A 13503-nucleotide genomic window follows, 5' to 3' on the forward strand; every position below is an offset into this window, starting at 1 on the left:
AGACACCTACGGTGTCGGACTTTTGAGGGTAACGACGATCCGATCCCGCGAGAGGGGTTGAAATCGAACTGAAGGAAAGCCCGCTCTTGTGTCCCTACGGTCGCGGCGCGCCGAGCCGATACACCCGCCAGCCCGCCCGCTGCCACCGGGCGGTGTCCAGGCAGTTGCGGCCGTCGACGATGACGCGGGCGCGCACCCCGTCGGCCAGGTCGTCGGGATCGAGCTCGACGAATTGCCGCCACTCGGTGAGCACCAGCACGGCATCCGCGCGCTCGCAGGCCTCTTCGACCGAGACCGCATAGTTCAGGGTCGGGAACAGGCGCTGCGCGTTGTCCAGCGCCTTGGGGTCATAGACGTTGACCGCGGCGCCGTTGAGCTGCAGTTGCCCCGCCACGTTGAGGGCGGGCGAGTCGCGCACGTCGTCGGATTCGGGCTTGAACGCCGCGCCGAGCACCGCGACGTTGGCGCCCAGCAGCGACCCGCCGCACGCCGCGCTGGCCAGTTCCACCATCCGGGTGCGGCGACGCATGTTGATGCTGTCCACCTCACGCAGAAACGTCAGCGCCTGGTCGGCCCCGAGTTCCCCGGCGCGCGCCATGAATGCCCGGATGTCCTTTGGCAGGCAGCCACCGCCGAAACCCAAACCGGCGTTGAGGAATTGGCGTCCGATGCGGGGATCGTATCCGAGCGCATCCGCCAGCAGGCTGACGTCTGCGCCGGCCGCCTCGCACACCTCGGAAATGGCGTTGATGAACGAGATCTTCGTCGCCAGAAAGGCATTGGCGGAGACCTTGACCAACTCCGCGGTTTGCAGATCCGTCACCAGGAACGGCACCCCCGCGTCCAGCAGCGGACCGTACAGCTCACGAACCGCGGCCTCGGCGCGCACCGAATCCTGGTGGACCCCAAGCACAATGCGGTCCGGGCGCAGGGTGTCCTGCACCGCGTAGCCCTCGCGCAGAAACTCCGGATTCCAGGCGATTTCGACGTCCACCCCGCGCGGCGCCAGCGCGGCGGCGCGTTGGTTCAACTCGGCCGCGGTGCCCACCGGGACCGTCGATTTGCCCACCAACACCGCCGAACTGGTCAACCGGGGCACCAACTCGTCGATCACGGCATAGACGTGGCGCAGATCGGCGCCGTATTCGCCCTTCTTCTGCGGTGTGCCCACGCCCAGGAAGTGCAGGTCGGCGAAGTCGGCGGCCGCGTCGTAGTCGGTGGTGAACCGCAGCCGACCCGCAGCCAGGTTCTCGTTCAACAACTTTCGCAAGCCTGGCTCGTAAAAGGGGATGTCACCCCCGGCGAGCTTGGCCACCTTGCCCGGGTCGATGTCGATCCCGAGGACGTCGTGTCCGAGCGCCGCCATCCCGACCGCGTGGGTGGCACCGAGGTATCCCGTGCCGAACACGGTGCATCGCATACCACTGGTGTAAGCGACCCCGATGAGCTAACCGCGTCGCCGGGCTAAGCGGGAGGCAAACGGAAGATGACGGGTGGCCGCCGCTCCGCCGGCCTATTAAATCCCCGGGATGCCCGGGATGTTGATGCGTGGGCCACCCCCGCCGAATCCGCCGTGACCGTGGCCACCGCCGAAACCGCCGCGCGGCCCGCCGCCGAAGCCGCCGCGCGGGCCACCGGGGAAGCCGTCGTCGTGGTCCCCGTGGCCTCCGCCGTGACCGGGGCCCCACCCGCCACCGGGCGGACCGCCGATGCCTGGGATCGGCAGCGGGATCGGCACCGGAACGGGCGCGACCGGCGGCGGAGCGGGCGGCGGGGCCGCCGGAACCGGAATCGGCGCGGGCGCCACCGGGGCCGGAGCCGGAGCGGCCGGAGCCGGCGCGGGAGCCTCTGGAACGGGCGCCGGCGCCTCCGGGGCGGGCGCGGGAGCCGCCGGCGCCTGGGCAGGCGCCGGAGCCGGGGCCGCGGGCGCCGGGGCGGGCCGAGTGGGCGCGACCACGACGTTCTCATTCGGGCTGGGCCGCACATTCGCCGTCGGGCGGATGGCGATGGCCAGTGAGACGACCAGCGCCACCACGCCGATGACGAAGACCGCCGCCACGGCGCTGCCCACCAACCTGAAGTTGCGCCCGCGATAGTCCGCGCCGACGAGCTCGGTCGCGGCGGTCTGCGAGCCGGTGAAGAAGTCGTCGGGGTCGTCGGGCACGGCGCTGTACGCCAGGGCATCCACCCCGGCGTCGCCGGGTGCGTCGAAGTAGCCGGGCGCCACGGCCAGCGGATTGATCGCGCCGGTGCCGGGATCCTGCGCGTACGCCAGGGCCGCGGTGGACGACGCGAACAGCGGGGCATGCGCCGACGCCAGCGCGGCGCCGCGGGCCAGCGCCGTTTCCGGTTCCTCGGCCGCCGTCAACGGCAGGGTGGTCGCCGCCTCCAGCGCGGGCTTGATCAGCGGGATGTCGATGCCGGAGCCGACGACGAACACGGCGTCCGGGCGGCTTTCCATGTTCTCCGCGCCGGAGACCAGCCGCGTCAGCTCGGCGACGGCCGCCTCGTCGTCTTCGGGAAGGACTTGGCGCCGGACGTCGGCGATGGATCCGTCGGCGCTGTCGACGATCGCCAGCGTTGCGGTGTCGGGCTCGATGTAGAGCAGCGCGGTCTGCGCGTAGTTGGTTCGGTGGCCGACCGCTTGGGCCAGCGCGGCCGCGGCCAGGAAGGCCGAGACCAGCATCACATTTTCGACCTTGTGGGCGGCGAGCTTGTCGCGCAGCGCGGCCGCCTCGACGGGGTCGGTGAAGGTGACCCCGGTCGACGCCAGTTGGTAGCCACCCTCCGCCGCGCCCTGACGCGTCCCCAAGATGGCGGAGACTACCTGGTCCGAGGCGGTGACAGTTGCTGCGTCAGTGGACGTCGTCACGTCGAAATTGTCTTCATCGACGGTCGCACCGTCGCCGTTTTCCCCCTCGACCAGCACCATCCGGACTGCGGTCGGCGCCATCGACACACCAAGTACGGTGTCCAAAGCTCCTCCAATAGTCGGTTGCTAGTCATTCGCGGTGAGGGCGTCGCCGTCGCACGAAATGATGGCGCGTGACATCGCTGAGTCCCCACCGTTATTCCCCTAGTGCCCCGATTTTACGCGTGTTCGGCGGCCGGGGGGTGGGCCGGGACCCGTCCGCGGCGGGGCTAGGGGACCGGAAAATCGGGCCCCAAATGGCGATGCAGCCAGTCGTCCCAGTGTGGGTGGTCGCCGGATTGCGGCGGGGACGGCGCAGGTGCCTGGGGCGCTTCGGGCGTCGGGGCTTCGGGCGGCGCCGGCGCAGGGGGCGGCGGCGGGGGCGGGCCGGTGTTCGGGGGCGACGGGGCCTGCGGAGCGACGACGTTCGTGCTGACCTCCGGTGGTTGGCCCGTGTCCGGATCGCGGCCGAAGACGAGCGCGAGCGCCAACGCGACGAAGCCGGTGACGAAAATGGTCATCACGAGCGCGACGGTGGCCGCCGGCTTTCGGCTGTGCCGCTCGCGTGACCGGGCGGCCCGCGCGTCGGGGTTGTGGGCGGACCCGGTCGCCTCGGTCGAGGAAATCCGCGCGGACGGCATCGTGATCGTCCGCGGCGCGCCCAACCGTGCGTTCGCCGCGGCCAGCGAGGCACCCCGGGCCAGGGCCATCTCGGGTTCCTCAGGCGTGGTCACCGAGAGCGACGTGGCGGCCTCGAGCGTTGGCTTGATCAACGGGATGTCCACGTCCGAGCCGACGAGGAACAGCCCGTCAGGCCGCGCCCGCATTGATTCGGCGCCCGAGACCATCGCCGTCAGCTTCGCCAGCGCGACGTCGTCGCGGCCGGGCAGCGGGTGCCGGTGCACGTCGGTGACGGTCCCGTTGGAGGTGTCGACGACCGCGAGGGTCGCGCTGGTGGGTTCGACGAGCAGCAACGCCGTGCGGGCCCAGTTGGTCGCGCTGCCCATCGCCTGCGCCAGCGCCGCGGCGGCCATCACCGCCGAGACCAGCATCACGTTCTCGATCCTGCGCGCCGCCAACACATCTCGCAGGGCCGCCGCCTCGGCCGGGTCGGTCCAGCTCACTCCGCTCGATTTGAGCTGGTAACCGCCCAGGGCCGCGCTGTCGCGGGTGCCGAGAATGGCCGCGACGACGTGATCCGCGGCGGCAGCTGGGGTCGGGTCGCCGACGACGTCGAAGCCGTCCTGATCGACGGTCACCCCGCCCGCGGCAGCGCCTTCGACGAGCACCATGCGGACTGTCTCCGGTGCCATCGACACACCGAGTACGACCTCCACCGCTCCTCCAAATCGCCAGACGCTTGGTTGCTGTGCTGCGCCAGCACAGCCGCGCCGGCGCCGCATGGGGGTTCGCGACGCCACCCTAGCCTGCTGAGTTATCGGTGGCCGTGACCGCCGAAGCTGTGCCCCATGCGCCGCTTGGTGGGAGGAGGCTCGGCAAACCGAGGCTATTTGTGGCCGCCGCCACCGCCACCGTGACCGCCGCCGAAGCCACCGCCGCCACCGTGACCGCCGCCGAAACCGCCCAGGCCGCCGCCGCTGTGGCCGCCGCCGAAGCCGCCCAGGCCACCGCCGCTATGCCCGCCGCCGAAGCCACCGCCGCCTTTAGGCGCCGGCGCAGCGTGGCCACCGCCAAATCCGCCGCCGGGCGCAGGAGCGTGCCCGCCGCCAAGTCCGCCGCCGGGCGCAGGAGCGTGACCGCCGCCAAGTCCGCCGCCGGGCGCAGGAGCGTGGCCGCCGCCGAGTCCGCCCGGGCCGCCCCCACCAGGCTTCGGTACGCCGCCACCCGAACCGGGCGTCGGGACATGGCCGCCACCCGAACCCGGGGTCGGGACATGGGCCACCACCGGAACCACCCGAACCCGGCGTCGGGACATGGGCCACCACCGGAACCACCCGAACCCGGCGTCGGGACATGGCCACCACCGGAACCACCTGATCCGGGCGTCGGCACGTGACCACCGCCGGAACCACCCGACCCGGGCGTCGGGACATGGCCGCCACCGGAACCGCCCGACCCGGGCGTCGGCACGTGGCCTCCGCCGGAGCCGCCCGACCCGGGCGTCGGGACGTGGCCGCCACCGGAACCACCCGAACCGGGTGTCGGCACGTGGCCGCCACCGGAACCACCCGAACCCGGCGTCGGGACATGCCCACCACCGGAACCCCCCGAACCCGGCGTCGGCACGTGACCGCCACCGGAGTTACCCGGAGCGCCCGGCTTGGGCGGGGTGCCTTCACCGGGAGGCGTTTGATGCGGCGGCGACTGCGGAACGGTGCCGCCCACCTTCGGGGGCGTCGGCGGCTGAGGAATTTGCACCGGCGGTTGCGGCCGCGCCGGTTGAGGGATTGACACGCGCGGCGGTGCCTCGAACAGCGGCGGCCTTACCACCGGGTTGGGAACAGGGATGCGCACCGGCACCGGGACTGGCAGGGGCGGAACCACGACGGGAACGGGGACCACCGGCGGCGCCGCCGGTACGGGAGGGGCTTCCGGCGGCGGAGGCGCGGGCAGCGGGGCCGCGACCGGGGGATTCAACGGCTTGGGGGCCGCCACCGGGGCCGGCAGGCTGATCTTCGCCTCCGGCGCGGACGCCTGCACCGGCGCCGGCGCCTGCTCGGTGGGAACGATCAGGTGCTGGTTCGGGGTGGGCTGCAACGCGACGGTGCCCGTCGTGCGGATCCCGATCGCGAGCGCGATCTCGAGCGCCAACACTGCGCTGATGCCAGCCACCGCCAGCCCGCTGCCGATCAGCAGCGCCGGCCGCCGCTGCGGCTGACTCTCTTCGGGAAGGAAGAGCCGTTCGATGACCACGGTCGGCGAGTCGGCGTCCTCATCGGCCACCGCGCTGTAGGCGAGCTCGTCGTCGCCGGCGTCGGGACCGAACGGGACATAGAGGTACTCGGGCAGGGAGTGCTGGTCGACGGCGCCGGTGCCGGGGTCCTGCGCATAGGCCAGCGCGGCGGTCGAGGAGGCAAACAGCGGGGCATTCGCCGACGCCAGCGCCGCGCCGCGGGCCAGCGCCGTCTCCGGCTCCTCGGCCACGCTCACGTCGAGCGCCGTCGTCGTCTGCAGCGCCGGCTTCAACGGGGCGACATCGACGCCCGAGCCCACCACGAACAGCCCGTCCGGGCGGTATTCCAGCTTCTCCAGCCCGGCGACCATTCCGCTGAGCTGCTCGGCGGCGGCGCCGTAGGACTCGGCATGGATCTGCTGCTTGTACACATCGGGGATGGAGCCGTCGGAGGTCTCCACGACGGCCAGCGTGGCGGTATCGGGCTCCACCAGGAGTACGGCGGTGCGTTCGTAACCCATTGCGCCGCCGACGTTTTGCGCGAGCGCCGCCGCGGCAAGAAACGCCGAGACCAGCATCACGTTGTCGAGCCGGTGAGCGGTCAGCGCGTCGCGCAGGGCGGCAGCTTCGAACTGATCGGTCCACGTCACCCCGATGGACGACAGCTCGAGGCCGGCATCGGCGGCACCCTCACGGGTGCCCAAGATCGCCGAGATCACCCGGTCGGACGCGCTCACGGTCGCCGCGTCGTCGGCGCCGGTGACGTCGATCGCGTCCTCTTCTACCGTGGCGCCGTCGGCGTATTCGCCTTGCAGGACAACCATTTGGATCGACGACGGTGCCATCGACACCCCGAGCACGATATCCAAAACAAACCCCTCCAAAGGCATTGCGGTGAACCACGGCCAGGCGGAGGTAAAAACCATGGCTAACTAAGTATCGCGCAGAACGGGGGCGAGCGGGCCCCGCAGAACCTATGTAGACGATATGAAGTTCTGATAGGAGCGCGACGGCGTGGGTCCTCGCTGGCCCTGGTACTTCGAGCCCACTCTCGAACTGCCGTAAGGGTGTTCGGCCGGGCTGGTCAACCGCAAGATGCACAGCTGACCGATCTTCATGCCCGGCCACAGCGTGATCGGCAGGTTCGCGACGTTGGACAGTTCGAGGGTGATGTGACCGCTGAAGCCGGGATCGATGAAGCCGGCGGTCGAATGCGTCAGCAGGCCGAGGCGGCCCAGCGACGACTTGCCCTCCAGCCGTCCCGCGAGGTCCTCGGGCAACGTGATGAGCTCCAGCGTCGAGCCGAGCACGAACTCGCCGGGATGCAGCACGAACGGCTCCCCCTCGACGGGCTCGACAAGGGTGGTCAGCTCGTCCTGCTGCTTGGCCGGGTCGATGTGGGTGTAGCGGGTGTTGTTGAACACCCGGAACATGCAGTCGAGGCGAACGTCGATGCTGGACGGCTGCACCAGGGCGTCGTCGAAGGGGTCGATGCCCAACCGGCTGGCGCTGATTTCGGCCCTGAGGTCGCGATCGGAGAGCAGCACGCGACGAGCCTATCTGCTGGGCAGCGGGTTCAGCGGAGATAGACCTCGTCGCCGGTCGGATATCCGCCGCCGGTGGTCGTGACGTGCACGTGGTCGTAGTGGCCGAGCCGGCTGGCCTGCGCTCCGCCGGGGGTGTAGTAGACGCCGCGCCAGATCGCGTCCTGGATCCCGAACCGGGTGGCGTTCTGCATCACGTAGGCGACGATGGAGTTTCCCAGCGCGATGCCCTCCGCGCTGCCGGGGTTGGGGATCAGGACGTCGAGCGCCAACCCGCGGGGATGCCAGGGCAGCGAATCTGGCCGCACCCCACCGATCTCGTGGATCTGGGGGAACTCCGCGCTGATGCTGCGCTCGACCAAGATCGTGCGGACCTGTAGGCCCTGCTCCGGCGCGACGCCGGCGGGCAGGAAGCGCGATCGCGTGTGGTAGCGCGATGCCGCGGCGGGCTCGCCGTCAACCAGCGCTTTAGCGGGCCGCTTCGACGCGGCTGTCACGATTTGCACGCAACAGGGGGCGGGCTCGCTGATAACGGGTTTGGCCTGGTTGTGCGGTGCAAATGGATGGACGTCGGCGGACACCGCGAAGAACACCGCCGCGGGGGCGAGCACCGCAGCCAGGACCACTGACGGTTTACGTCGCTTCCTGGCTAATTCGTGTCGACCCACCCGGAGCACATTACGTTGCGATAACGAAATAATAAATCTGAGCGTTATGAGAATAGTTAGATAGGCGTCTTAGATTTCGCGTGTCCGCTCTTAGGACCCGGTTGCCGGGGGAGGTCAGGCCTCCTGGGCGCGCCGGCGGGCGCGGTGCTGGATGCTAGCCTTCTGAGGCGACTGTGCCGATGTAGTTCAATGGCAGAACATCAGCTTCCCAAGCTGAATACGCGGGTTCGATTCCCGTCATCGGCTCCACATCCACCAGCGGTAACGCTTTCACATGCTGGGCAGCGCGGCCCGGGCACCGAATCTCTTCCTTGGTCGAGGCGACGCCACGGCGATCGGCGGGCCATGCGCAGTCTGGCCACAGAGCCGCGCGCGATGGCTAGTCCCGTTTGCTCGGCCCTACATAACGTTGGCGGCGTGATACGGCACCCACGGCGCGGCTGTCCATGCCGGCGCTAGGGCAACGACCGCTGCTAAGTCTCACCGCTGGCCACCATGCGGTCTTCCGCCGCGTCAACCGGGGGGCGAGGCAGTGAAGTTCGGTGTCGTCGAAGCGCCACTGCATAGCCGGTTCGGGCCGACGGCGGCGGCCGAAATGGGTTATCGGGTAGCCATGCTGACCGGTGCTGATTCGTACTGGCTGCCCGACCATCTCAATGCCTTTTTGCCGCGAGCGGTGATGACGCCGAAGTACAGCGGGATAGCCCGACTGGCGCCCCATGCGGACGCATTCCTGGAGCCGTGGACGACGCTCGGGCACCTCGCCGGCCGGCATCGTTTCAACCGGATGCGACTGGGCACCTGCGTGACCGACACCGGCCGCCGGAATCCGGCCGTGACGGCGCAGACCGCGGCGACGCTGCACCTGATGACCCGGGGCCGCGCGGTCCTCGGGATCGGAACCGGGGAACGCGAAGGCAATGAGCCATATGGGGTGGACTGGTCCAAGCCGGTGGCCAGATTCGAGGAGGGGCTGGCGACGATCCGTGCGCTGTGGAACTCCAACGGGCAGTTGGTGAATCGAGATTCGGAATGGTTCCCCCTGCGCAACGCGATTTTCACCTTGCCTGCCGTCAAAGGCAACCGGCCGCAGATCTGGGTGGCCTCGCACGGACCGCGGATGTTGCGGGCGACGGGTCGCTACGCCGACGGGTGGTTCCCAGTGGCGATCGTTAGCCCGGAACGGTACGCAACCGGGTTGGAACAGGTTCGCGCGGCCGCCGACGACGCCAACCGGGATCCGTACTCCATCGTCGCCGCGATCACGCAGTTCGTCGTGACCGGGCGCAGTACGGCCGAGGTCGACGACGCCTTGGAGTCAGTGCCCGCCCGCACGTATGCCCTCCTTCTCCCGGATGTGGAATGGGCCGAGCACGGCGCCCGTCACCCGATGGGAGAGGGATGCACCGGATATCAGGACCTCCTGCCGCAGCTACTCGACGAGGCGACGACGCTCGCCCACATCGATGCGGTACCGCGGGCTTTGATGCGGCGATGCCTGCTCAGCGGAACACCTGACGAGGTCCTCGATCAGCTCGCCACCTACCGCGATCACGGTGTCCGGTATCCGACGCTGCTCAACATGAGCACCATCCAGCCCCAACTCAGTCGCGGGCTGTCCAGCGCGTTGCCCTTCATGAAGATCCTCCGCGGAATCGCGAGGCTGTGAAAGCACCGAACCTGGCTTGTCCCAACGGTTTTGCGCGCCTGTCGAGGGTGCCGACGCGTTGGCCTGCCCTACCCGGCTCAGCGATCCCGTGGCGGTGCCGCCCGACGCTTCAACTACACCCCGGCGTTGACCGGCGCGGGCGCCTGTGTAGTCGCCCCGGCGCGCCTGGTCAGGTAATCGACCTGGAGATAAATGGCGTAGAGGACGAAGACCGGCAGGATCATGTAGGGGACGTTCTCCCCGACCAGCTTGAAACACAGGCCGTAAGCGCCCTGGCCGATGTCGTTGAAGCCGGTGCGGATTTCGCTGACGTAATAGACGAGGGTCCCGGTGAGCAGCACCGCGACGCCGAAGAACGTCAGCCAAAGACACTTGATCCGCGACTCGTCGGGTAAATCCTTGCGCAACAAACGAAGCCACACGATGGTGAGCATGATGCCGACGAGCACCGCGCCGAATTCCAGGCCGAAGATCCACGGGTCGTCGCTGCGGTAGCGGGTATCGGCCAGGCCGTACTGCCACCACAGCCACCGCCACCCGGGGTCCGTGGTGGCGGTCCACAGGTTGAACGGGTGACCGAGCAAGAACGGCAACTCATATGTCAGCTGGCTTCCCGCCGTCAGAGGGATGTAGATCAGTGTCAGCTCGGCCGCAAGCTGCAGACGGGATCGCTGCTCTCCCCTTCCCTTCCAGAACAGGATGAGCGGCAGCAGCAGCACCGGGATGCCGAAGATCAAATTCGCCGCCACATCCACCGTCAGCGTCGGGGGTAGCAGCCGGGTGGCCTCCGCAATGGTCATGAAGACGAAGACGACGCCGACGACCGTCAGCAGGCCTACATAGGCGCGCTGACGGTGCGGTGCAAACGGACGAGCGAGGTCCGGTGATTCCATGACGCAACCTCTGATTCGACAGCCGGTGTCAAGTAGTTGATATCAGCCAGTTGACCATATTGCCGGCGCGATCCATCGTCAACAGCTCCGCTGATCGCTTCGCTGGAAGCGCCCGCGTCCCGTCGCCAGGCCGCCGAACCAAACCTCCCGTTGTCAAAACGTGACCGTTGCGTGGCCGAATATCCACGTGCCCTTGCGCTTTCGCAGGTCAGACGCCATTTATCATCCCTATTGCAACGATGTCAGTTAAAAGGGAATTGAGGCCATGCGGACCGGTGTTCGGTGTGTTCTTGGGGTCGTCGGGGTCGCTGCCGGAATGGTCGTAGCGCCGGCCGGTGTGGGCCTCGCGTCGGCCAACCTGTCGCATGGTCCTGCCATCGCGTCGGTTTCACCGGCGCGCGGCGAGGTCGTGGGCGTGGCGCATCCCGTGGTGGTGACGTTCCGTGGTCCGGTCACCGACCGGAGCGCGGCCGAGCGGGCGGTTGAGGTCAAGTCGACGCCCGCGATGACGGGCAAGTTCGAATGGCTCGACAACAAGGTCGTCCAGTGGGTGCCCGATCGATACTGGCCGGCGCACAGCACAATTGCGCTGACGGTGGGCCAGGCGACCTCGGAGATCAAAACCGGTCCCGCCGTCATCGGGGTGGCCAGCATCTCGCAGCACACGTTCACCGTGAGCATCGACGGGGCCGAGGCGGGACCGCCGACCCAACTCCCGGCGCCGCATCATCGCCCGCACTTCGGGGAGCAGGGCGTGATGCCGGCCTCGCTCGGCAGGCCGGAATACGCGACGCCGGTCGGCTCGTACACCGTGCTCTCGAAAGAGCCTGCGGTGACCATGGATTCGAGCAGCGTCGGCATCCCCGTCGACGACCCCAACGGCTACCTGCTCACGGTCAACTACGCCGTCCGCATCACCAACCGCGGACTGTTCGTGCACTCGGCCCCCTGGGCCGTCCAATCACTGGGGCTCGAGAACGTCAGCCACGGCTGCATCAGCCTGAGCCCCGATGACGCCGAGTGGTACTACAACCACGTCAACGTCGGCGACCCGGTGATCGTCCAGGACTAGCGCCTCAGTCAGACCGGGCTGCGTCAAGCGGCCCTCGCAAACGAAGCTCCGCACCCACATGCAAGACGGGTGCGGAGCTTCGATTGTGTTGGGGCACGCAACGGAACGGGCCCGCTGGTAGGAACCAGGGGCCCGCACACGTTCGGGCTCAGCTCGCGGGGCCCGGGCGAATCGGCTGACCGGACGTCGGCCCGCCGGTGGGCGCCGGGCCGGTCGGCGCGTCCTTCACCCCGGCCATGTCGATGATCGGAGCGGCCGCCTCCAAGGGAGCACCCGCCACCGGCCCGCCCAGGGCGATCAGCGGCGCACCGGCGGGCACCACCGGCACCGGCGGCACGACCGGCACGGGCGGCGCGAGCGGCAGTGGCGGCACGATCGGCACCGGAGCACCGAGCGGCACCGGTCCGGGCACGGCCATGGGCACGCCGGACATGTCAGTGAGCGGCGCCGCGCACATGTCCGCCGGCGCGCCCGCGGCCACGGGACCTCCGGCGGCCGGCGCCGCGTCGCCCGCTTGCCCCTGGATGCACGCGTGGCCGCCCGTTATCAGCGGGGCGGCCGCCGCGTCGGGGCTCAACGCTATAGCTGCTCCGCACAACCCAGCGCCGGCAACTACTTTCATGTTGAACCGATCGACGATCGCCATCAGCGCCAACTCTCCTTCATTCACGCTCAGCTATTTCCGCAATCAATCAGTGCAGCAGGCCCGCCTAGCCGTACCGAGGCCGTCCTTCACGACCGGGCCAATTGTCAGCAGCCGACACGCGACACGAGCCACGCCGCACCGCGCCGTTTCCAAATGGTGACGTCACAACGCTGTCACGAATCGGAACACCGCCGACGGACATCGCTGACCTGCGCCGACACGCATGCGTTCTGGGGCTTCTCCCGGGGTCGGCCGCCGACTTCGAATCCCGCGGACTTTATTTACCCGCAGGTCATTCACAGGGAATTTTTGATGCACAAAGTCTGTCCAGGAGGTTACATAGAAGTGAACACCGTGAGAGCAACCGTTGACAGACAGAGGGGAAGGGCATATGTCACCACGTCGTCTAGCTGGCGGTTTCATCGCCTCGGCGCTGTTCGGTGCCCCGCTTCTCGCCGGCCTCGTCTGGGCCAGCCCCGCGCAGGCCGACGCGGCCAGCTTTCTCAATGACATGCACAAGGACGGGATCCACGCCGTGACCGGCGGCGACGCCGCACTCCTGGAGGCGGGCCTGAACATCTGCCAGCAAATTTCCTGGGGCGCCCCGCCCGCGCAGCTCGAGGGCCTGGCGCTGCAGCGCTCCGACGAACGACAGGGAGCCGGCGGCCTCAGCCCCCAGCAGGCCGGCGACATCGTCGTCTTCGCCATGCGCGATCTGTGCCCAAGCTAGCCACGCCGAGCTGAGTCCTCGCACACCGCGCGCGCAGCCGCGCGGCCAGTCTTCGCCGACTATTCATCCTCCGGATCTCCCGCGCGGCGGTCCATGCACTTTTGTGTAAAGGTGCATCATCCGCATCGCGCAAAGACACAAGGAGAACGTGGGATGGCGGCACGCAGGCTGCACGGCCGGTTCATCGGAGCGGCGCTGACGTTGGGTCCACTTCTGATCTCGGGAATTGCCTGGGCCGGCCCGGCGCGGGCCGACCAGGCCGCCTTCCTCAACGACCTGCACAACGCCGGGATCCACGCCGTCGACGGCGGCGACGACGCGCTGTTGCAGATGGGCGCGGATCTGTGTCAGCAGCTTTCGTGGGGCGCTTCGCCGCAGCAGCTGGAGCTGCTGGCGCTGCAGCGCTCCGATGCCGACCAGGGCTCCGGCGGGATCAACGGCCGCCAGGCCGCCGACGTGGTGATCTTCGCCCTGCGCGACCTCTGCCCCAACGCCTAGCAATCAGCTAGCCGCAGC

At 69.0% G+C, this 13503-nt stretch carries 11 protein-coding genes, 1 tRNA gene and 1 pseudogene; 5 read left to right on the forward strand and 8 right to left on the reverse strand.

Going from position 1 to position 13503, the window contains the following annotated elements; translation table 11 throughout:
* Positions 1–94 precede the first annotated feature (94 nt).
* The 6 genes and pseudogenes from OCQ_RS23550 to OCQ_RS23575 form a co-directional block, all read right to left on the reverse strand.
* Entirely contained in the window at positions 95–1420 is a 1326-nt protein-coding gene (locus OCQ_RS23550) for a UDP-glucose dehydrogenase family protein (RefSeq protein WP_008261583.1), read from the reverse strand.
* Positions 1421–1516: 96 nt separating this feature from the next.
* A complete protein-coding gene (locus tag OCQ_RS23555; RefSeq protein ID WP_420029192.1) occupies positions 1517–2977 on the reverse strand; it encodes a DUF7159 family protein in 1461 nt (486 codons plus the stop codon).
* Between the two features lie 164 nt (positions 2978–3141).
* Positions 3142–4248 (reverse strand): DUF7159 family protein, encoded by a 1107-nt coding sequence (locus OCQ_RS23560; RefSeq protein ID WP_008261587.1) that lies wholly within the window; start codon positions 4246–4248, stop codon positions 3142–3144.
* A gap of 170 nt (positions 4249–4418) precedes the next feature.
* Positions 4419–6691 (reverse strand): annotated as a pseudogene (locus tag OCQ_RS23565) (DUF7159 family protein).
* Positions 6692–6739: 48 nt separating this feature from the next.
* Positions 6740–7312: a dCTP deaminase gene (dcd, locus tag OCQ_RS23570; protein ID WP_008261591.1), complete on the reverse strand. Its 573-nt coding sequence runs from the start codon at positions 7310–7312 to the stop codon at positions 6740–6742.
* A gap of 29 nt (positions 7313–7341) precedes the next feature.
* Positions 7342–7977, reverse strand: coding sequence for a hypothetical protein (locus OCQ_RS23575; protein WP_179960093.1), 636 nt, complete (start codon positions 7975–7977; stop codon positions 7342–7344).
* A gap of 175 nt (positions 7978–8152) precedes the next feature.
* On the opposite strand from OCQ_RS23575, the gene OCQ_RS23580 reads away from it, so the two are divergent.
* Both OCQ_RS23580 and OCQ_RS23585 read left to right on the forward strand, forming a co-directional pair.
* Positions 8153–8226, forward strand: a tRNA-Gly gene (locus OCQ_RS23580).
* Positions 8227–8509: 283 nt separating this feature from the next.
* Complete coding sequence (locus tag OCQ_RS23585) at positions 8510–9646, forward strand: LLM class flavin-dependent oxidoreductase (RefSeq protein WP_014385951.1); 1137 nt, start codon at positions 8510–8512, stop codon at positions 9644–9646.
* 113 nt (positions 9647–9759) lie between these two features.
* On the opposite strand, the gene OCQ_RS23590 is transcribed toward OCQ_RS23585, so the two are convergent.
* Positions 9760–10539, reverse strand: a complete 780-nt coding sequence (locus tag OCQ_RS23590; RefSeq protein WP_014385952.1) for a hypothetical protein — start codon at positions 10537–10539, stop codon at positions 9760–9762.
* A gap of 265 nt (positions 10540–10804) precedes the next feature.
* Between OCQ_RS23590 and OCQ_RS23595 the strand changes: the two genes are divergently transcribed.
* On the forward strand, positions 10805–11611 hold the full coding sequence (locus OCQ_RS23595) for a L,D-transpeptidase (RefSeq protein WP_014943058.1): 807 nt from the start codon (positions 10805–10807) through the stop codon (positions 11609–11611).
* Between the two features lie 148 nt (positions 11612–11759).
* Here the strand turns inward: OCQ_RS23595 and OCQ_RS23600 are convergent, their stop codons facing one another.
* Entirely contained in the window at positions 11760–12257 is a 498-nt protein-coding gene (locus tag OCQ_RS23600; RefSeq protein WP_036389690.1) for a hypothetical protein, read from the reverse strand.
* 391 nt (positions 12258–12648) lie between these two features.
* Between OCQ_RS23600 and OCQ_RS23605 the strand changes: the two genes are divergently transcribed.
* Together OCQ_RS23605 and OCQ_RS23610 are read left to right on the forward strand one after the other, a co-directional pair.
* Positions 12649–12987 carry a DUF732 domain-containing protein gene (locus tag OCQ_RS23605; protein ID WP_008261601.1) on the forward strand — a complete coding sequence of 113 codons (339 nt, stop codon included), beginning with the start codon at positions 12649–12651 and terminating at the stop codon, positions 12985–12987.
* 153 nt (positions 12988–13140) lie between these two features.
* Positions 13141–13485, forward strand: a complete 345-nt coding sequence (locus OCQ_RS23610) for a DUF732 domain-containing protein (RefSeq protein ID WP_008261604.1) — start codon at positions 13141–13143, stop codon at positions 13483–13485.
* Positions 13486–13503 lie beyond the last annotated feature (18 nt).

This window comes from Mycobacterium paraintracellulare, assembly GCF_000276825.1.
Classification (GTDB): Bacteria; Actinomycetota; Actinomycetes; order Mycobacteriales; family Mycobacteriaceae; genus Mycobacterium; species Mycobacterium intracellulare.

Coding starts and splice junctions, on each gene's coding strand:
- OCQ_RS23550 (WP_008261583.1), bottom strand. CDS start 1,420: ATGCGATGCACCGTGTTCGGCACGGGATACCTCGGTGCCACCCACGCG.
- OCQ_RS23590 (WP_014385952.1), bottom strand. CDS start 10,539: ATGGAATCACCGGACCTCGCTCGTCCGTTTGCACCGCACCGTCAGCGC.
- OCQ_RS23595 (WP_014943058.1), top strand. CDS start 10,805: ATGCGGACCGGTGTTCGGTGTGTTCTTGGGGTCGTCGGGGTCGCTGCC.
- OCQ_RS23600 (WP_036389690.1), bottom strand. CDS start 12,257: ATGGCGATCGTCGATCGGTTCAACATGAAAGTAGTTGCCGGCGCTGGG.
- OCQ_RS23605 (WP_008261601.1), top strand. CDS start 12,649: ATGTCACCACGTCGTCTAGCTGGCGGTTTCATCGCCTCGGCGCTGTTC.
- OCQ_RS23610 (WP_008261604.1), top strand. CDS start 13,141: ATGGCGGCACGCAGGCTGCACGGCCGGTTCATCGGAGCGGCGCTGACG.